This is a genomic window from Wolbachia endosymbiont (group A) of Hedychridium roseum (genome assembly GCF_964028325.1).
In the GTDB taxonomy this organism is placed as follows: domain Bacteria; phylum Pseudomonadota; class Alphaproteobacteria; order Rickettsiales; family Anaplasmataceae; genus Wolbachia.
In genome coordinates this window covers 731,263-750,493 of sequence record NZ_OZ034755.1, presented here as the reverse complement: position 1 = coordinate 750,493, position 19,231 = coordinate 731,263, and the positions used below count along the sequence as shown (strand labels likewise).

General features: G+C 35.0%; 15 protein-coding genes and 3 pseudogenes. 5 read left to right on the top strand and 13 right to left on the bottom strand.

What is annotated here, in order from left to right:
• Window positions 1–24: 24 nt before the first annotated feature.
• Window positions 25–1,629, bottom strand: a complete 1,605-nt coding sequence (locus ABWU23_RS03600) for a CTP synthase (protein ID WP_265017586.1) — start codon at window positions 1,627–1,629, stop codon at window positions 25–27.
• On the bottom strand, window positions 1,629–1,949 hold the full coding sequence (gene secG, locus ABWU23_RS03595; RefSeq protein ID WP_353271037.1) for a preprotein translocase subunit SecG: 321 nt from the start codon (window positions 1,947–1,949) through the stop codon (window positions 1,629–1,631). The genes ABWU23_RS03600 and secG overlap by 1 nt, the downstream gene beginning before the upstream one ends.
• Before the next feature lie 144 nt (window positions 1,950–2,093).
• On the opposite strand from secG, the gene ABWU23_RS03590 reads away from it, so the two are divergent.
• Together ABWU23_RS03590 and ABWU23_RS03585 are read left to right on the top strand one after the other, a co-directional pair.
• Complete coding sequence (locus ABWU23_RS03590; RefSeq protein ID WP_253307252.1) at window positions 2,094–2,609, top strand: gamma carbonic anhydrase family protein; 516 nt, start codon at window positions 2,094–2,096, stop codon at window positions 2,607–2,609.
• A 10-nt stretch (window positions 2,610–2,619) separates the two neighbouring features.
• Window positions 2,620–2,828: pseudogene (locus ABWU23_RS03585) on the top strand (IS256 family transposase); the annotation flags it as partial.
• Between the two features lie 86 nt (window positions 2,829–2,914).
• Here the strand turns inward: ABWU23_RS03585 and trpS are convergent.
• From trpS to ABWU23_RS03560, 5 genes and pseudogenes are all read right to left on the bottom strand, one after another.
• Window positions 2,915–3,913 (bottom strand): tryptophan--tRNA ligase, encoded by a 999-nt coding sequence (gene trpS / locus ABWU23_RS03580; RefSeq protein ID WP_264688393.1) that lies wholly within the window; start codon window positions 3,911–3,913, stop codon window positions 2,915–2,917.
• A 17-nt stretch (window positions 3,914–3,930) separates the two neighbouring features.
• A complete protein-coding gene (locus ABWU23_RS03575) occupies window positions 3,931–4,500 on the bottom strand; it encodes a nucleotide exchange factor GrpE (protein WP_353270813.1) in 570 nt (189 codons plus the stop codon).
• A gap of 61 nt (window positions 4,501–4,561) precedes the next feature.
• Entirely contained in the window at window positions 4,562–5,548 is a 987-nt protein-coding gene (locus ABWU23_RS03570) for a polyprenyl synthetase family protein (RefSeq protein WP_253307255.1), read from the bottom strand.
• An 11-nt stretch (window positions 5,549–5,559) separates the two neighbouring features.
• Window positions 5,560–5,880 (bottom strand): 30S ribosomal protein S16, encoded by a 321-nt coding sequence (rpsP, locus tag ABWU23_RS03565; protein WP_253307256.1) that lies wholly within the window; start codon window positions 5,878–5,880, stop codon window positions 5,560–5,562.
• A 376-nt stretch (window positions 5,881–6,256) separates the two neighbouring features.
• Window positions 6,257–8,068: pseudogene (locus tag ABWU23_RS03560) on the bottom strand (SurA N-terminal domain-containing protein); the annotation flags it as partial.
• Window positions 8,069–8,402: 334 nt separating this feature from the next.
• Between ABWU23_RS03560 and ABWU23_RS03555 the strand changes: the two are divergent.
• Window positions 8,403–9,011 carry a cell cycle transcriptional regulator TrcR gene (locus ABWU23_RS03555; protein WP_064124724.1) on the top strand — a complete coding sequence of 203 codons (609 nt, stop codon included), beginning with the start codon at window positions 8,403–8,405 and terminating at the stop codon, window positions 9,009–9,011.
• Window positions 9,012–9,203: 192 nt separating this feature from the next.
• Entirely contained in the window at window positions 9,204–10,607 is a 1,404-nt protein-coding gene (rho, locus tag ABWU23_RS03550; RefSeq protein WP_264328936.1) for a transcription termination factor Rho, read from the top strand.
• Window positions 10,608–10,728: 121 nt separating this feature from the next.
• On the opposite strand, the pseudogene ABWU23_RS03545 reads toward rho, so the two are convergent.
• From ABWU23_RS03545 to ABWU23_RS03535, 3 genes and pseudogenes are all read right to left on the bottom strand, one after another.
• Window positions 10,729–10,881, bottom strand: a pseudogene (locus tag ABWU23_RS03545) (IS4 family transposase); the annotation flags it as partial.
• A 326-nt stretch (window positions 10,882–11,207) separates the two neighbouring features.
• The gene (locus tag ABWU23_RS03540; RefSeq protein ID WP_253307260.1) at window positions 11,208–12,104 is read right to left on the bottom strand and encodes an aspartate carbamoyltransferase catalytic subunit; all 897 of its coding nucleotides are present in this window, start codon (window positions 12,102–12,104) and stop codon (window positions 11,208–11,210) included.
• Between the two features lie 203 nt (window positions 12,105–12,307).
• The gene (locus ABWU23_RS03535; RefSeq protein ID WP_253307261.1) at window positions 12,308–13,333 is read right to left on the bottom strand and encodes an extracellular solute-binding protein; all 1,026 of its coding nucleotides are present in this window, start codon (window positions 13,331–13,333) and stop codon (window positions 12,308–12,310) included.
• 935 nt (window positions 13,334–14,268) lie between these two features.
• Between ABWU23_RS03535 and ABWU23_RS03530 the strand changes: the two genes are divergently transcribed.
• Window positions 14,269–15,669 carry a hypothetical protein gene (locus tag ABWU23_RS03530; protein WP_353270812.1) on the top strand — a complete coding sequence of 467 codons (1,401 nt, stop codon included), beginning with the start codon at window positions 14,269–14,271 and terminating at the stop codon, window positions 15,667–15,669.
• Window positions 15,670–15,797: 128 nt separating this feature from the next.
• Here ABWU23_RS03530 and ABWU23_RS03525 read toward each other — a convergent pair whose 3' ends face one another.
• The 3 genes from ABWU23_RS03525 to rpoD all read right to left on the bottom strand — a co-directional run bounded on the left by ABWU23_RS03525 (window position 15,798) and on the right by rpoD (window position 19,147).
• A complete protein-coding gene (locus ABWU23_RS03525) occupies window positions 15,798–15,965 on the bottom strand; it encodes a hypothetical protein (RefSeq protein WP_265017346.1) in 168 nt (55 codons plus the stop codon).
• Between the two features lie 52 nt (window positions 15,966–16,017).
• The gene (locus ABWU23_RS03520) at window positions 16,018–16,773 is read right to left on the bottom strand and encodes an SGNH/GDSL hydrolase family protein (RefSeq protein WP_353270811.1); all 756 of its coding nucleotides are present in this window, start codon (window positions 16,771–16,773) and stop codon (window positions 16,018–16,020) included.
• 430 nt (window positions 16,774–17,203) lie between these two features.
• Entirely contained in the window at window positions 17,204–19,147 is a 1,944-nt protein-coding gene (gene rpoD, locus ABWU23_RS03515; RefSeq protein ID WP_264688398.1) for an RNA polymerase sigma factor RpoD, read from the bottom strand.
• Between the last annotated feature and the right edge of the window lie 84 nt (window positions 19,148–19,231).

Below are 19,231 nucleotides of genomic sequence, written 5' to 3'. Positions count from 1 at the left end.
CTTTCCTTTGCTAATCTTCTTTTTTTAAATTTTATTAACTGCTGCCTTAATAAACGATATAAAAAGAGGATGAGGAGAAAACGGCTTTGATTGAAACTCTGGATGAAACTGCACACCAATAAACCACGGATGACTCTCTAACTCCACTGCCTCTATACATGTTCCATCTTCTGATATGCCACTGCATAGCAGCCCATTTTTTTCCAAATCATCTTTATAATCTGAATTGATTATGTATCTATGTCTGTGTCTTTCTGAAATAGTAGTGTTACTATATGCATCCATCATTTTAGAGCTTGCATTTATATTACATTTGTATGCCCCAAGTCTCATGGTTCCACCAAGATCGTCATCTTGATCGCCAGCTAACTTAACGATTGGATGTTTACAGTTATGAAATTCTTCAGAGTGTGCATCTTCAAGCTTAACAACATTACGAGCAAACTCAATAATTGCAAGCTGCATACCAAGGCAAATTCCGAAAAATGGGATATTATTTGTACGGGCATAATTTATTGCTAATATTTTACTCTCTACTCCGTCATCACCAAACCCCCCTGGGACAAGAATTGCATGAGAATTCTGTAACTTCTCCCCTATAAGCTTTTCATTTATAGGTTTTTCTTCCTTCTCTCTTGAGTTAACCCAATTTATCTTTACTTTGACTTTATTACTAATCGCACCATGATTTAATGCTTCAACTAGTGATTTATACGCATCAGGGAATTCGGTGTATTTTCCCACTATAGACACAGTAACTTCCTGTGTTGGGTGCCTTATGGAATGCACTATTTGATCCCATTCAATCAAGCTTGGTTTTGGCTCACTTAAATGAAAGTGCTCCAAAATTTGCGTATCAAGCCCACATTGGCTATACAACACCGGTAACTCATATATATGACTCACATCAGGAGCAGGTATCACATTGGACAAAGAAACATTGCAAAGCTTAGCTATTTTCTCTCTCTGATTATCGAAAATTTCTTTCTCACTGCGGCATAATATAATATCTGGTTGTAACCCCGCGGAATTTAACTCTCGAACTGAATGCTGCGTTGGTTTTGTCTTTAATTCTTGCGCTGCGGTAAGATATGGTATTAAAGTTAAGTGAATAAGGATAACTCTTTGTTTTCCTAATGTGTAGTTAACTTGGCGTATAGCCTCCAAAAATGGTTGGCTTTCAATGTCACCTACAGTTCCGCCTATTTCACATATTACAAAATCTAAACCTTCCGTACCATTAAAAATGAACGATTTGATTAAATCTGTCACATGAGGAATGACTTGCACAGTTTTGCCCAGATAATCACCACGCCTCTCTTTCTTCAACAACTCATGATATATCTTACCAGTTGTTATATTGTCATCTTTTGTTGCTTTAATTCCAGTAAAACGCTCATAATGCCCAAGATCCAAATCAGTTTCAGCACCATCCTCGGTAACAAACACCTCTCCGTGCTGAGTTGGGTTCATTGTCCCAGGATCAATGTTGAGATACGGGTCAAGTTTTCTGATACGGATCTTAAAACCGTAAGCTTGAAGAAGCGCACCAACGCTTGAAGCAACTAAGCCTTTACCAAGCGATGACACAACTCCACCTGTGACAAAGATAAATTTAGCTTCCTTCATTAATTTTCAAATGGAACAGAAGTAGGTTCACTTTCTTGCTTTTTTTCTAATATAATTTTCTCTGCAATCGATTTTTTATGTACGTCTTTTGAATATAATCCTGACAATAGCAATGTGTTTATAATAAACAATCCAGCAACAATAGCCGTTATTCTGCTGAGCGGGTTTTCAGAAGATTTTACCGGAATCATCGAATTGACTCCCTGTTGTGTATTACTAAAACCACTTAACGAACTACTCCCAGGCGGCTGCAAGAGCACTAAAATTACTAACACAACAACCAATATTACTTGAAATATACTTAATACCGTTACTGACATTATAGATAGAGCTGAAAATAAAAATTTTAGGAGCATAAAGTGCATAAGTCAAGAACATCTGTCACCCAAGTAGCTTGGAATCTAAGTATGTATTTACTGCCTACCTTATTTTGGTTAGCATATGCATAAAACTGTGGGCTTAATATGTATCACATTTTAAAATACAAAGATTATGAACCAAAAATAGACGAAAGTGCTTTCATCGCAGGTGGTTCGCATATCATAGGCAAGGTTGAAATAGGAAAAGATGCGAGCATCTGGTTTAATTGTGTGGTCAGAGGGGACGTTGGATCAATAAAAATAGGTGATGGAACAAATATTCAAGATGGAACGGTAATTCATGTGGATAGAAACCCAGGTGGTGATACAACTATTGGCAATATGGTAACAGTGGGACATTTTTGTATGTTGCATGCATGTATGGTGCATGATAAAGCGTTTATTGGTATGGGCTCTACCGTGATGGACCATGCAGTTGTGGAGCCTGAAGCTATGGTAGCTGCTGGCTCGCTAGTGACACATGGAAAAGTAATAAAAAGTGGGGAAATATGGGCTGGCAGGCCAGCAAAGTTCTTCAAAAAAATGTCGAATGAAGAAATTAAACATATTACACAATCAGCACAAAATTATATTATGCTAATGAAGGAATATAAAAATTAAAGTTCGCGTGAGGCTAATTTATACTACCAACCCTATTGAGGGACTGCATAGACAGATTAGAAAATTCACTAAAACTAAGGGCTCATTTACTAGCTTGTACAAACAGGTATATTGCGCTATAAAAAAGGCAGAGCAAAATTGGACTATCCTAATTGGGCTTTAACTATATCTCAACTTGATATTTTCTTTCCTGGTAGATTGAAAATTGAGTTGAGTTAAAAATGCGGTTTGACACACTTTTTTGAACATTTCCTTATTGCCTGTTTTTACAATTTTGAATTGATTCCTTAGGTTATGCAAGAGGTCTATTGAGCAAATCCAATAATATCCTTGATTTCTTTTATATTATGGGTTGCAATTTCTGCTGCTTTCTTTGTACCTTTTTTTAATATTTCACGTAAATGGAATTGGTCTTTTAAAAGATCATTCATTCTCTCACGTATGGGTGATATAACACTGATAATTAAATCAGCTAACTCTTTTTTGAAGTGCTTCATGTCATGTTTGTTCACTTCTTCACATACTTTTTCCGCATTTACATTACTAAGCACTGAATAAATGTTTATCAAATTGCTTATTTCTGGTCGGCACTCTAAAGTAGCAAAATCAAAGCCTAGAATTGAATCTGTTTTTGCTTTTTCTATTTTTTTGACAATTAAATCATCCGTATCATCAAGGTTAATGCACGAATATTCTGAAGGGTCAGATTTACTCATCTTGCTTGTGCCATCTCTTAAGCTCATTATTCTTGATGTGCAATCCAAAGTTAAGATTTCAGGTACGATGAAATAATCCAGTTTATAATGATTGTTAAAAGCTGATGCAATATCACGTGCAAGCTCCAAATGCTGTTTTTGATCATCACCAACAGGAACGTATTTAGTTTGATACAACAATATATCTGCAGCCATAAGTACTGGATAACTATATAATCCAAGAGAGGCTTTTTGTTTATCGCCGCCAGCTTTATCTTTAAATTGAGTCATGCGATTAAGCCAACCAATTGGTGTATAGCACCCAAGCAGCCAGCCCAGTTCTGCATGACCACTAACCGTGGACTGATTAAAAATAATGGACTTTTCTGGATCTATTCCACATGCAATATAAGCTGCTGCTGTTTTGAAAATATTACTTTTTAATTCACTTGCGGGAAGCTTATTTGCTGTGATTGCATGTAGGTCGACAATACAAAAAAGAGATTTGTATTTATGCTGTAAGTCTATCCACTGTTTGATTGCACCAAGATAATTACCTAAATGTAGTACGCCACTTGGCTGGATACCTGAAAAGACAATACTTGTCATTATACATTTACCTCATGCTAATCGCTTCCACAATCAGCAGATTTCTTAGAAAGAATAACCATTGCAGGACGGAGCAACCTATTTTTGATAGTATAACCAGTCTGTAGTACTTCTATAATAGTGCCAGGCTCTTTTTCATTGTCTTCTCTTTCCACAACAGCTTGGTGTAAATTACTATCAAAAAGCTCACCAAGTGGATCTACTTCCTCTATTCCATGTTTTTTTAGATCATTTATAATTTTTTGATAAGCTACTTTAATCCCCTCATGAACAGGATCACCGTCTTTCAAAATTTCCATTACTTTTTTTAAATTGTCGCACGAGTCGATCATATCACGTGCAAATTTTGTGACTGCATAGTCACTTGCATCGCTAATTTGCTTTTGCATTATACGTTTGACGTTTTCATTATCTGCAACAGCACGGCGTAAATGATCTTCAAGCTGAGCTGCACGTCCTTTTAATGTATTGAGATCTTCATTTAAATCATCAGTTTGCTTATGGTTATCACTTTGTTGGTCGTCACCTTTCTGCCTATTTACCATATCGGCAAATTTCCTCTTTTTTTCTTTACTGCTGTCTGACATATCACTATCCTTAAGAATCTAATAAATATATAGCAATTAATTCGAAAATATCAAGCACCAGCTACATTTGTCTTTCTATGCTCGCATTTAAAAAGTCAATTAAAGTAATTTTATAAAAAGAATCAGAAAAAGTACTAATATCATTTTGTGCCATATTAATGTAGTATCTAGCTTTTTCCATAGAAAGCTGAATGGCATTATGGTGATTAATATAGTGTAATGCTTGATCAAAATTGTGTCTAGCTGAAGAAAAGCATTTTTCCCAGAATTTTTGCTCTGCTGGACTGCCCTTTTCGTATGCTATAATAGCAGGTAAGGTGACTTTACCTTCGAAAAAGTCTTTTCCGACTTGTTTTCCAGAAGTGCCTTGATTAGCAGTATAATCGAGCATATCATCAACTATTTGAAATGCCATACCAAAATTAAAACCAAAATTCTTTAGCCTCTCTGTTTCGTCATTTGTTGCACCAGATACTGTAGATGCAGCTTCACAGCATGCAGAAAATAAAGATGCTGTCTTTTCTCCAATGATATCAAAATAATTTTCCCTGACTGTGTGGGGGTCAAAACGTGTTGTCATCTGCTTTATTTCACCCTTCACAAGTAAATGCGATGCTTTAGATAAAATAGAGAGAATATTTAAATTTCCACACTCTATAAGCCATCTAAATGCTAGAGTCAACAATAGATCACCAACTAAAATGCTTGATTTATTCCCCCAAATCTTATTCGCTGTTTTAACTCCATGGCGTGCCTCACTTTCATCGAGCACATCATCATGAAGTAAAGTAGCATTGTGTATAAACTCTACCGATGCAGCAACATTGATCCTATCCTCCCCAGAATAGTTTAGCATTTTACATATAATAAAAACTAGTTTAGGCCTTATTTTTTTTCCACCTGAACTAACAAGATGAGATATAATATCAGTAGCAAGCTTAGCACCTTCATCATTGACATTTTTGAAGATAAAGTCCTTCATAGCTGATAGATCAGAAGATACGACATCGTCTAATTTACCATTATTTGTTAAATCAGTATTTAGCATTTTAAAGAGACTTATGCTTCTTGTCCCTGTGCTTTCTCGTTCTCTACTTTCTTCTTTTCTGTTTTCTTTGGTTCTGTTTCTAAAGTTACTATGCCTTTTTTAATGAACCATAGTACTCTTTCAGTTGCTTGCGCGCCTACGCTTAGCCAATGTTTTAATCTATCAGCCTTCACCACAACACGATTTTTATTGTCTTTTGGTAACATTGGATCATATTGTCCTATTTTCTCAATAAAACGCCCATCTCTTGGTGCTCGTGAATCAGCTACAACTATCCTATAAAAAGGGCGTTTCTTTGCGCCAAACCTTGCCAACCTTATTTTAACTACCATGTTAACCTTTATTCATATATTAGTCACAATTTTATACAATGAGCCGTTTTAAGTCAAATGAATTATACAACTTTTGCACCTTATAATATAATTACCAATAATGTAGGGCAGCGCCGGGCGCACAGCTATACGAACATTCATTTTTGAAGGTAAATTGCACAGCAAATGGTGTCATTCCAGTCTGGAATCCAGCCTTTTCATAATCATTAAAACGTTGTATTTTAACATAAAACGGCTACTTTTATACTTAATAAAATTCCTGGATCCCAGACTGGGATGACATCCTTCCTAGTGAAGATTGCTCTCAAATCGCAATGTTCGTACAGTTGTGTGTCTCGGCACTGGATGCGTTTGAAGCAACTTATAAGATTTTTGACTATATATCATCAAGTATAGCGTGATTAACTTCGACTTTATACTTTGATTCCAGATAGCTAATTAATTGCTCTTTTAGCGATATCATCACACGTTTTCCGGTGTCAAGCGTGTTTAATTTACCATTTGATGAATGCATTTCTTTTAGAACACCTATTATAATTTCATTATTGTATTGAATAGGGTCTGTCACTGAACCAGTTGTTTTCATATTGAAAATCTCTTCTACAAAAGAAAAGGGGTAGTTTTGTTGATCCACTTCATTGCGTTGCATCTGCTGACCTTTAACTAATTCCACACCTTGAATTTCTTCCAAATCTGTTTTTTCTCTTAGTTGAACTGCAACCTCTTGCCCAATTTTAAACATTCTTTCTTTTATAAACTCACTACACCAAAGCTCTACCGCTAATGCCCTGCCTTCTTCAAAACTTTGCAATTTGGGTGGAACGATATCAATGATTTTTACACTAACAACAGCGTCCCCAACGCCCTTGAAATAACCTTTCTGATCCTTTTCTCGCGAAAAAATGAAAGAAATCAAATCACCAGAATCTCCTACGTTATTACCGCTTTGATCTTTTCCACTCGCATCTACTGGACCAATAGTTTGTATAGGTAAATTATATTCACTCAATATTTCTTCAATTTCTGAACCATTGTATATCTTATAGTTCACTTGGTTTATGAAATCATTGACTCTTTCAAAAGACTTTTGGTTAGTTAGAACTGACTTTATGTCTTTTTTTAAATCAACTAAGTCTTCATCAGAGATTTGATGCGCACTTTCCACTTTTATTATATGCCAACCAAAACTGCTTGCTAAAACTTCACTTACTTCACCTACTTTGAGAGCAAATACCTTTTCCCTCACGTCTTCTGGTAAAAAATCCTTAGTTATATTATTTACTCTAGTTTCCTCAAGTTTTGCTTTGCCAAACTCTCCTACTATCTGTTCAAAGCTTGTTTTACCCTCCTCAAATGCTCTTCTTGCTGTCTCAGCTTCTTCTTTGGTAGAAAATATTACATTGAATACATCTCTTTGATCTTTTAGTTCCTGTTGTTCTATTATACCATCAACTTCTTCATCTGAGATCTTGATTTGATCTTCAAAATACTTTTGGCCTAGGGAAATATATTGCGCAGTTCGATACTCAGGATAATAAAAATGGGATTTATTTCTTTCGTACAAATCAAGTAATGCTTGATCATCTGGTTCAGGAATGTTTGTAACTGCATCTTCAGTTATTTTAACAATATCAACCACTCTAGTTTGGTAGCGACTTTTGTATATCTGCTCATCAACTCTCTCGCCAAAAGTTACCGGATAATTATCTTTAAATAACGAAGTCATGAACATCATTGCAGGCAGAACTTTCTCTAGCTTTGCTATATACTCTTTCTCTGTCATATGCAGGTCATTTAGCGTTTCATGGAATTTATTTTTGTCAAATTCGCCTTTATCATTTTGAAAGTATTTGGTATTTTTAATATGGTTTTTTATAGACTCTTCTCCAACTGTCAACCCCAGCTCACTAATTAGGTTAAACAATAGTTTTTGCTCTATAAGTGCGTTAAGCAAATCATATTTCAGCTTTTTTACTTGTTCTCTACTCGCATCAGATCCAGAAATTTGCTTTTCATAATTTTGATATAGTGATTTATACTCATCTGACGTTATAACTTCTTTTCCAACCCTAGCTACCTCTTCTTTTTCATCATCACCTGATAAAAGGTTGCCAATTCCCATGAAGACTAATAAGCAAGCTAAAAGGACAACGGTTACTTTAGTGAAAAAATTTTTAACATTCATTTTAAACTCAGTTAATTAATGGTTAATTATAGAATAGTGATAATTTAATTCTTGTAAACCTGTTGCTTTATTAGCCAATATATATAATATTACAATATATTAACTTAAAATTTAACTCTTTTCTTAAATAGAAACATATGTTTGACTAAGTTATACTATACCTTAAGAAGGGAAAATATTTTTTTGAATCGTTTGAAATATGCTTAAACGTAAGCGCATTTAATTAACTTAAGAGGTGGGAAGTGACAAACAAAAAGTCATTGAATGACAAAATTAATGCTTTTTTAGTTTTAATAGCTTATATTTTAGCTCTGTATAACAGTAAGGGATACTTTAAATGGGAGATGCTTTTTTGATGTCAATGGAATCTTCTAAGGGCAATAACGATAGAAATAAACAGTTTCTAATGCAAATAGCTGCTTGGTTAGTAGACAACACTGGTTTAACTTTTAATCAAATAGCACAATGCTGTAGGTTGGCCCTTGAAGAAGTACAAGACATAGCTGATGAGGAAATAGAAGTTGAAAAATATAACCCTATTATTTCTGGGGTAATTACTGAAAAAGAAATCGATGATTGCAAAAAAAATTCAAACCGTGTACCAAATTTGATTATAAAAAATATAAAAAAAAGGAGTAAAGCGATTGGTAGCATTCTTGGCTTTGCCTCTACGGCAAGGCGTAGAGATAAACCTGATGCGATTTATTATTTAGTAAAAAAATTTCCTATCTTGGATAATAACGTTATAGCTAAATTAATTAGTACAACAAATTACACAGTTGAGCAAGTAAGAGATGGATCTCATCATAACATGCAAAATATAAAACCCCAAGATCCTGTACTACTTGGCTTATGTAGTCAAGAAAATTTAGAAGCAGAAGTGGAAAAAGCAAAAGTAGAAGAAGAGAAGCAAGAAAGGTTAAAAAATATAAAGAATAGCTATTGAAAATCCTCAAATTTTTGTGCTTTGTTAACATTAAATTAACTTGACTTGCTAGTGTTTATTAGTATAATGTAAGTAAAATACGGGGTTTAATAATAATTAAGCTTAATACGCACTAAAACTAGCTCAGCCTAATTTATTATCTTATAGTCACATTTTAGGTTAGTAAGCATCAATTAAAATTTTTGGAGGATTATGACAACAATCAATGAAGATGTTTTGGCAAAAGGAAAGGTTACAGCTCAACCTGAAAAAAGTGAGCAAATTCACAATAACGATACAGTAAAACAGATGGTCAATGAAGGTACTGAGAAAAACAGAAAAACATTAGATCTGAGCGAATTAAAAGAGAAAACAGCAGAAGAATTGTTAGAGTTAGCTGAAGAAAGAAAAATTTCAACTAACGGTAAAAGCAATGGTAGAATGCTAAAGCAGGAAATGATATTCAGCTTAATGAAGAAAATGAGCGAAGAAGGAGGCATAACCACAGGGAGTGGAATAGTGGAAATATTGCCTGATGGTTTCGGTTTCTTACGTTCAGCAAGTGCAAATTATGCTCCAAGTACCGATGATGTTTATATTTCTAACGGGCAAATAAAGAAGTTTAATTTACGTACAGGAGATATGGCATGTGGAGAAATAAGGCCACCTGGTGATAAAGAAAGATATTTTACTTTAACTAAGGTTCAAAGTATAAACTCTACTGAAGTCAGTGAATTAAGAAAGTACGTCCATTTTGATAATTTGCTTCCTCTTTATCCTGAGGAAAGCATAGTACTTGAGTGTAATAGTGGTGATGATAAAAAAGGCTTAAGCATGCGTGCTATAGATATAGTAGCTCCTCTTGGAAAAGGGCAAAGAGCGTTAGTAGTTGCTCCACCTCGCACAGGAAAAACTGTATTGCTTCAGCAAATGGCTAACTCTATAGCTATAAATCACCCTGAAATAGAATTAATAGTGTTACTTATAGATGAAAGACCTGAAGAAGTAACAGATATGATACGTTCTGTAAAAGGTGAGGTAGTGAGTTCTACGTTTGATGAGCCTGCTTACCGTCACGTACAGCTTGCTGAAATAGTAATAGAAAAAGCTAAAAGAATGGTTGAGCATAAAAAAGATGTGGTAATCCTACTTGACAATATTACTAGACTTGCACGTGCTTATAACGCTGTTATTCCTTCGTCTGGGAAAGTTCTAACTGGTGGTGTGGATTCAAATGCACTGCAGAGACCCAAGCGTTTTTTTGGAGCGGCTCGTAATATTGAAAATGGTGGTTCTTTGACAATCATTGCTACAGCTCTTATAGACACTGGTTCAAAAATGGATGAGGTTATTTTTGAAGAGTTTAAAGGTACAGGAAACGCTGAGATTATACTTGATAGAAAACTTTCTGATAAACGTATATTTCCAGCTATTGACATTACAAAATCCGGAACAAGGAAGGAAGAGCTATTAGTTGATAAGGCTATACTAAATAAAATATGGGTGTTGCGTAGAATACTCAATCCTATGGGATCTGTTGAAGCAATGGAATTTTTACGTGACAAACTACTTTTAACAAAGAGCAATGCTGACTTTTTTAACTCCATGAATCACTAAAAGTAAGCCAGTTATGATGGATATGCTGAGCAAAAAGTAAAACGCTTTTATAGTTAAAATAATTGTATCCGTTCAGGCAATGGCGAACTTAGGGAGCGTTAAATAAACTATACGCGTCAAGTTAAGAAGCAAAGGTAAGAAAATTCAATGAACTTAAGGTGGATACTCTAGTCTTTCTATATCTGTCTTTCACAGAAAATTGTGACCAGTTTGTGGTAAGTTTTTTCAGGAAAATTCTCAAATTATTAATTTTGCTGCTTAACGCTAAAAACAAGTAACCGTTCACGGATTGTGAGAATGAATAAAGAACTAAGCAGTCGTAACTTTTGGAAGGGATTTTGGCCATTGAGACGTGATGTCAAAAATATCGACAACATTCTTCCACGAACCTTTCCCCACGGTTCCAACCAGGTGAAAAAGCTGTTTTTACGATAGCCGTCTAATTTGCCGTTCTGCAAGGTTGTTGATTGACTTCAGGCTTTCGTAAAAACTTCCACACTATATCCTCGGCCTTAACATCTTAATGGCCATTCTCAAACCATTCTCGTCATTTCATGAAAAAACCCTTCTTTCGCATTAGTTGTGTAGCATCTTTTAATATTAACAAGGCCTATAATAGTGCAGCACTGCCTTACGTATTGCCAATCCAAATTCTACTTGCTGTAAAATAACACAATCTGCTACATCGCTGCTAATCTCAATCCCTCTATTTATTGGCCCTGGGTGCATAACAATCGCATCTGGTTTTGCGTATGATAGCTTTTGTGAATCAAGTCCATACAAATGAAAATATTCTTTCTCTGAAGGAACAAAACAACTATTATTCATGCGCTCTTTCTGCAGTCTTAAAAGCATGATTACATCAGCATCCTTTATACCTTCAATTAATGAATAATGGACTGAATCTACTTCAGGAAAATGCTTACAAATCAAAGTTGGTGGTGCGACCAAGCTTATCTCTGCTCCAAACATTTTTAGCAACCTTATATTTGACCTTGCAACTCTGCTGTGCAGAATATCTCCACATATCACAACTTTGAGATCCTTTATTTGCTTTTTATGACTGCTGATTACAAGATAATCTGCAAGAGCTTGAGTTGGGTGTTCACTGCTTCCATCGCCTGCGTTGATTAGCGAGCAGCTAACATTCTTAGCCAGCATATTAACAATACCGCTATTTTTTTGCCTGATTATTATATAGTCAGGATTCATTGCATTTAATGTTTTGATCATGTCTTTTAGATCTTCTCCCTTGTTAATAGAAGAAGATCTTATTGGCAAAGTTACAACATTTGCTCCAAGGCTTTTTGCTGCTATTTCAAAAGACGCAAGTGTACGCGTTGAATCTTCAAAGAATAAATTTATTACTGTCTTATTTTCCAAGATATGACTATTTGCAGCTTCTTTTTTAAGGTACTGGTTAGCCAACTTAGTTATATTTTCTACATCATCGACTGTAAGGTCTGAGATGTTTAACAAATTCCTTCTCTTGTGCATAGTTTCCTTTTCAACTACTTGAAACTATTCTACTTTCTTATTATTGTTTTTCAATAGACCTCTTGTGCAGCAATTGTTTTGGTGAAAGAACAGAAAAAGATAGTAAAGTCAAAATTAAGTTAGAAGGAAGAAAAAGTTCAGCGAGTCAAGAGTAAGGTACATTAGCATAAATCTTTCATCCCAGTGTTCAGTGGCACTGGGGATTACTTCCACTTACACTCATCCGCTATCATAACAGCCTCAAGAAGATGCTTCTCAAGTTCACTTAGAGGTAAATCACTTTGTGGATAATTTCCCCAAGACTTTAGTATATCGGAAGTTTCAACGCCTTCAATAACAGGGTATTCTTGGTTTTTTTTAGCGTATAGCTCTTGAGCCTGCTTGCTTACTAAAAATTCCAATAAGACTATAGCATTTTCCCTGTTTTTTGCGTTTTTTGTTACTGCTGCACCACTGATGTTTACCATTACGCCGTGATCATTGCGATTAGGAAAAAAAGCCCCTAGCTTGTCTATAACATTCTTTTTATTTTCTGATGAAAGAATTCTTGCAAAGTAATAACTATTTACTATTGCAACATCTCCTTCACCAGCAGCTACAGCATAAATTTGGTCAGTATCACCACCACTTGGTTTTCTTGCCATATTACTCACAATTCCACTTACCCATTCTTTCGTCTTTTCAAAACCATTATTTGCAATCATAAAAGCAATCAATGACCGGTTATATGGACTTGTAGAAGAACGCACTAATATTTTTCCTTTCCATTTTTCATTTGCTAAATCTTCATAAGTACTTAAGTTTTTAGGATTTACTGACTCTTTATTATAAACTAATATTCTGGTTCTTTTTGTAAGGCCAAACCAATAATCTTCACTATCTCTAAATTTTGCAGGTATAACACTTTTTAAAATCTCTGAATCCACTTGAGATAAAAGCCCTCTTTTTTTTGCCAAAATCAGGTTCACTGCATCTGCAGTTAAAAGCAAGTCAGCTTCACCGCCATTTTCCATGCGTGAAAGTAGCTGAGAATAATCATCAATGATGTAACGTACTTTAATGCCTGTATTTTTTGTAAATTCATCAAATAAAGTACGTACTAATTCTTCTTTGCGCGATGAATAGACATTCACTACTTGTGAATTGTCAGTTCCGCTGTTTTTATACAAAAAAGTAATGACTATTAATACAACTGCTATTAAGGATGTGAATATAAAGGCTTTTTTCATATTGGATAAAAAATAACTTCTTTCAGTTAAAGATACTCAAATAGCGCAATCTTAGCAAGTGTAAAATTCGTTAGATGTAGCTAATATAATTTGGATTTACCGAAGTCAATGTATGAAATAATCGAAATTGTCATTCCAGCGCGTGACGCTAGGCCATAAAACCTACTTGACAAACTCCGTCAGCCCCCTTATCATGAAACTGAAGGTATTCAGTTATCTTCATCTGTGCAGATTAAACAGCAAAAAAAACAACGTAGTTGGCGTCTTATTTTTAATTTTTTGCACTATGTGCACCTTATGTCTTCACAACATTTCTAGGTTTTTACCTACACAAGCTGAAACGCGCTTATAAAGCGTTTAAGACAGTATAGTACGCCAATTTGCAGGATTAGAGAGTGATAACTAGCTAACACGGGGTTTCTTTTGCCTTTTTTTCTGCTTAGTAAATTTCTTAAACATTTGAACTAAGGTGAGCTGCACTTAAAAGCAGCTAAATTGCAGTGTTTAAGACTTAAAAAAACGCCAATACAGAAAATAGACAATGACCAGGGCCTCTTTTGCCTTTTTTTCGTTTGGTAAATTTCTTAAATATTTATGGCTAAACGACAACCGTCATCCCGCTACGTGTTAGCGGGATCTGGAGATACCGCGGCGGTATGACGTTCTGCGGCGGTATGGCGGTTCGCGGTGGCATGACAATAACTTCGTCATCCCGCTACTTGTTAGCGGGATCTATGCTAAGGAGATACCGCGGCGGTATGACGGTTCGTGGCGGTATATTCGTCATCCCGCTACGTGTTAGCGGCTAAGAGATACCGCGGCGGTATGACGTATTACTTATTATAGCTATAGTTCTACATGAATTACAAAAGTAATATTTACTAGATCTTAATATTTTAGATCTATATTTTAATAAATAATGAGCTGTAATTAGTATGAATGATCCATTTAAAAGTGAGAACTATAAAAAAAATCTCGACTCCTTGATAGAAGCTATAAAGCTGAAAAATATTGGTGAACAATATAATAAAACAGTGAGAGATTTATCCCAGACATTAGAGAGTTTTACAGATAAGGCAGAAGATGTAGCTAAGTTTGTTATATGTAGTGACTTGAATAATTATATAGAACCGGTGAACAAAAAGCCATCAGGTTTTTTTGGAATATTCAAGGAAACATTTAATAAAATCTTGGGAAAAGATGCTTCAATTCAGGATAACGATATAAGAAATTTTGCTAATGATAAATTGCCCAGTCTTGCTGAAAAAATAACATTCGAATACCTAAATGTTTTAAAGAAAATTTCAGATTTAGAGCAAAGTAAAAAAAATCAGGAGGAACATAGATTGTATGGAGTGAACTTAGAGGATAGAACAGCGTCAAAGCAAGAAGAAAATCCTTTATATGATCTACAAGCAGGAGATTCAGGCTATGGAAGTTCATTAAATGAAGAGCATGAATATGAAGACATATCACATTATCAAGAGAAAAAGCAAAAGGAAAATCCTTTATATGAGCAGAGAGAAGATTTAGGCTATGGAAGTTTCTTAAATGAAGAGCATGAATATGAAGACATATCAAATTATCAAGAGAAGAAGAGTAAAATTTTAATAGAAAATTCGCAGAGTTCAAAATCGCCCAAAGAAGAGCCAATTTATGCAACAGTTTCTAAAGAACATATAGAGGCAAAAAGAAAACGTAAGCAGAAACAACAACCTCAATCCCTCGTACTACCAAAACCACCAAGAGCATCGCAAGTGCCAAAAAAAATGTTTACTACTGGTCAAGAAGTTAGACAAGAATCGAAAGTGGTAGTCAAAGATAAACCTGCAGTACCGCCAAAGCCTAAAAATCTAAGCCGTGCTGATCAAAAAGTAAGCACAGAGCCAAAAGTAGTAGAAGTAATTCTTAAAAAATCAGCTGAAAGTAAACCTACAGTACCACTAAAATCTGAAAATCAAGACAATAGGAAATCAGCACAAAAAGCTGCTGGTAAGGCGATACCAAAAGTAGCAGCAGCTACTATGAAAGGAGGAGCTAATCGCGAGATGGGCAGTAAAGTAAAGGCATTAAAAGAAAAATTTGAGCAAAATCAAGCAAAAGGAAATGCTAATGTACGGCTTGCTGAAAGCAAAACTACCCCAGCAGCACAAGCGGATATCGGTGTGAAGAAAAAACAATCTCATTCATTTCTAACAGAGAATAAAAGATCTGCAACGAAACACATAACAGCAAAATCTGATCCAAAATCTCATGTCAGCAAAAATCCTCCTTCCACACAAGTAAGTGTTAAGGAAATGGTTGCACAAATTGAGAAAGGAAAAGGAGGAAGATAGTAACATTTGGGAAAAAAACATATGGTCAAGTCAAGAGATTGTGAGCAAACTTAGGAAGTTATAGCTAAACTGACTGTATCTGTTCAGAGGAGTGGCTAATGTGCAAATATTGAAGCAAAGTGCGTGACTCACAGCTGTACGAACATTGCAATATGGCACATAGTAAACGATGTCATCCCAGTGCCCAGACACTGGGATCCAGTTTTCCATATAATCTCATCGAAAATGTTGTAATCACTTTCTGTGCTAGTTTGCTTGTTCACAAGCAAACTTTTCTGGTTCCCAGTGTCAAGCACTGGGATGACATCATAGGGACACTGGGATCTAGGGAATGTTCAAAAAACTGTGTCAAATCAACTCATACACTTCATTACCAACTTCATGATGAAGTTCTGCAGTTGGATGGAAATAATCAAAAAAGAAATAATCCTTTAGTGTTTCTTCGCTACACCCAGGGTTATAGTGAACGTCAAGTTCCCCTTTAAATATCAACTTTAAGAGTATTTTTATATTTTCTTTAAATCTCCCAATTTGGTCTGCAATGTTCGATGTGCATGCATCTTGACAATTTAAACCTTTGCTCTTGTATTCGCTAAGCATACTTTTCATTTTAGAGTTAAGATCAAATGCTTTTATTTCAAGATTTGTACTTTTCTTCATATAATCTAAGCCATTAGCCAATTTTGCATTGAAACTCTCTGTGAGCTTCGTAGCTAGTTCCCTTGCTTCTTCATCTCTATTAAAAGCTGGTATTGAGCCAACTTCAGGTGCGTTTGCAACAACTACATGCTTAACACCATGTTCATTTAGAACCTTAAGTGCATTACATATTTCACTCACTGCTTGTTCCAACACTTCTTCCGCTTTAGTATCGTCATAAGCAGTGGCAACTATAACATCATTTCCGCCGATTATGATGCAAAATAAATCTTCTTTACCTATATCTGGATGATGTTTAATTACCGCATCTAGCTGGTTAGCTAAACGAAATTTATTGAAGAAATAATAAAAAATAGGGTCAAAAATTTCAGATGCTGTTGCACATGAAACTGCATAGTTTTGACCTTGCTGTTCGTGGCATTTCCCAAAAATGAATAACTCCACCCAGGTTTAAATTCGTCTAAATCTAAATATTTTGCTACATATTCAACAGCAGTGGGGCCATTGCTAAAAGATCCTCCTTGATAAAAAGGGTCATCAAACTTTACGCTTTTTGCAAAGGATAAGTTATTTAAAATTCCAATGATTGCGCCATTATCGGATAAACTATCACCCAGAACATAAAAATTTCTATACTTTGAATTAGAATTGTCATTTTTGTTCGTCATAATATTTACCGTAGATTAGCATGTTGCTTCATTAGATTCATAAAAAAAATAGCGGTGCAACTTTTTTACAACCCCCATTTTAAACTTTATTGTGCATTTCCTTCATATCATACCTTTTTGAAAAAACGTTTTATTTTAAAAACGCTCTGACTTTTTCTCCACTTTTTCCGGGCAAAATCAGCTTCTTCTTAACTTGACACGTATACTTAAAAGAACCCTCTAAGTTTTCTAGCGCGGCTTGGATGTTTCAACTTGCGCAGTGCTTTTGCCTCTATTTGCCTAATTCTCTCACGTGTTACATTAAAAATTTTTCCTACTTCTTCTAAGGTATGCTCCTTCCCATCTTTACCAAGGCCAAAACGCATTCTTAGAATTCTTTCTTCCTTTGGTGTTAAAGTTGCAAGAACATTGGTTGTAATGCCACGCAAGTCAGCAAGTATTGCAGCATCCTCTGGTCTGGAGACTCGCTTATCTTCTATACAATCACCGAAGGTACTACTATCATCCTTTCCTGTTGGAGCTTCAAGACTTACTGGGTCCCTTGCTATTTTCATAACTTTGCGTATTCTTTCCAGTGGCATTGTCAGTTCTACACTTAATTCCTCTAACGTCGGCTCTCTTCCCATCTCATGAGTCATTTTTCTTAATGCTCTGTTGATTTTACTGATAACTTCTACCATATGAACTGGTATTCTAACTACTTTAGACTGCTCAGGTATTGCCCTAGTGATTGATTGTCTTACCCACCAAGTGCCATAAGTTGAAAATTTATATCCACGTTTGTAATCAAACTTATCCACGGCCTTCATAAGACCAATATTGCCTTCTTGTATCAAATCAAGCAGATCAAGGCCTCTTTTTGAATACTTCTTAGCAATGGAAACTACTAGCCTTAAGTTAGCCTTAATCATCTCTTGCTTTGCTTCAGAGACTTCTCGTTCGTGTTTTTGTATTCTCCTGATTAGCTCCTTAAATTCTTGCACGTTATCTTCCTGTATATGCTGCTTAATACCGTTCAAAGTACTAGCTATATGTTCAGAGTTATCGTCTATAAACCTTAAAAATTTGTTTTTTAATTCACCTGTAAAAGAGGACTGATTTTCATTGATCTTTAAAAGAATTATCTTTTTCAATTCGTGCTTTAAAAGCACGTCATCATAAACTTTATAGAAACTTTCTCTATCGATATCGTATTTTCTAGCCTCAGCAATAAGATTAGCCTCTTCAAGCGTGATGGATCTATTTATCTTATAAAGTTCTTGTGTAATTCTGGCAACAGCAGCATCACTTAACTTAATTTGTAATGCTATAGACCATATTTGACTATATAAATTCTCTAGTTCATCAGAGGAATCTTTAGAATTTTTTCTTAATACCAATGCTTCATTTGTTAAAGTAATTATCTCATCCAATGCAACTATGACCTTTGGCAATAAGTCACTTTCCATTTCAAGAATAGAAACATTTAAATTCGCTGAATTTATATCTTCATTATCACCGTCTTTCTCATCATCACTTTTTTTACTATCTTTCTCATCATCACTACAGTACTCAGCATCTTCAGAAACATCCTCAGAATCCTCAACATCTTCAGCACTTTCTTCACTCTCTTCTTTGGGTACCACATTAAAGTCAGAGTTATAAATTGCATCCAGATCTATAATTTCTCTCAGTAAGAGAGCTCCACTACTTAAATCATCACGCCATACTTTTATCACCTTTAATGTTACTGATGTTTCAATTATTGCACGTAACATGTTATGCTTTTCAGATTCAATTTTTTTTGCTATCTCGATTTCATCTGCCCTTGACAAAAGCTTTACAGAGCTCATGTCTTGTAAATAAATCCTCACTGGATCATCATTTTGTACTAAAGTTGCAGTAATATTTGGCGATGTGTCATCATCATCAAGTTTACTATCATCACTGTTGGAAGGAATATCTTCTTCATCTTCGCTACTTTCAAGCACATTAATTCCGGAATCCTGCAATAAAGATATAGCATCATCTATAAAATCAGACGAAAAATTTTCATCTGATAATTTATCATTTATATCATCAAAGGTGACAAAACCACCTTTTTTTATACTTTTAGTTACAAGATCTCTGATAACTTTTTTCTTATCTTCTGCATCATTAATAGTTGACATCATTACCTTTATAGTTTATAATTTTATTTCTTATTAACAAATAAACTTACAACGAGCAAGTCTATAATTTTACTTTTAACTTGT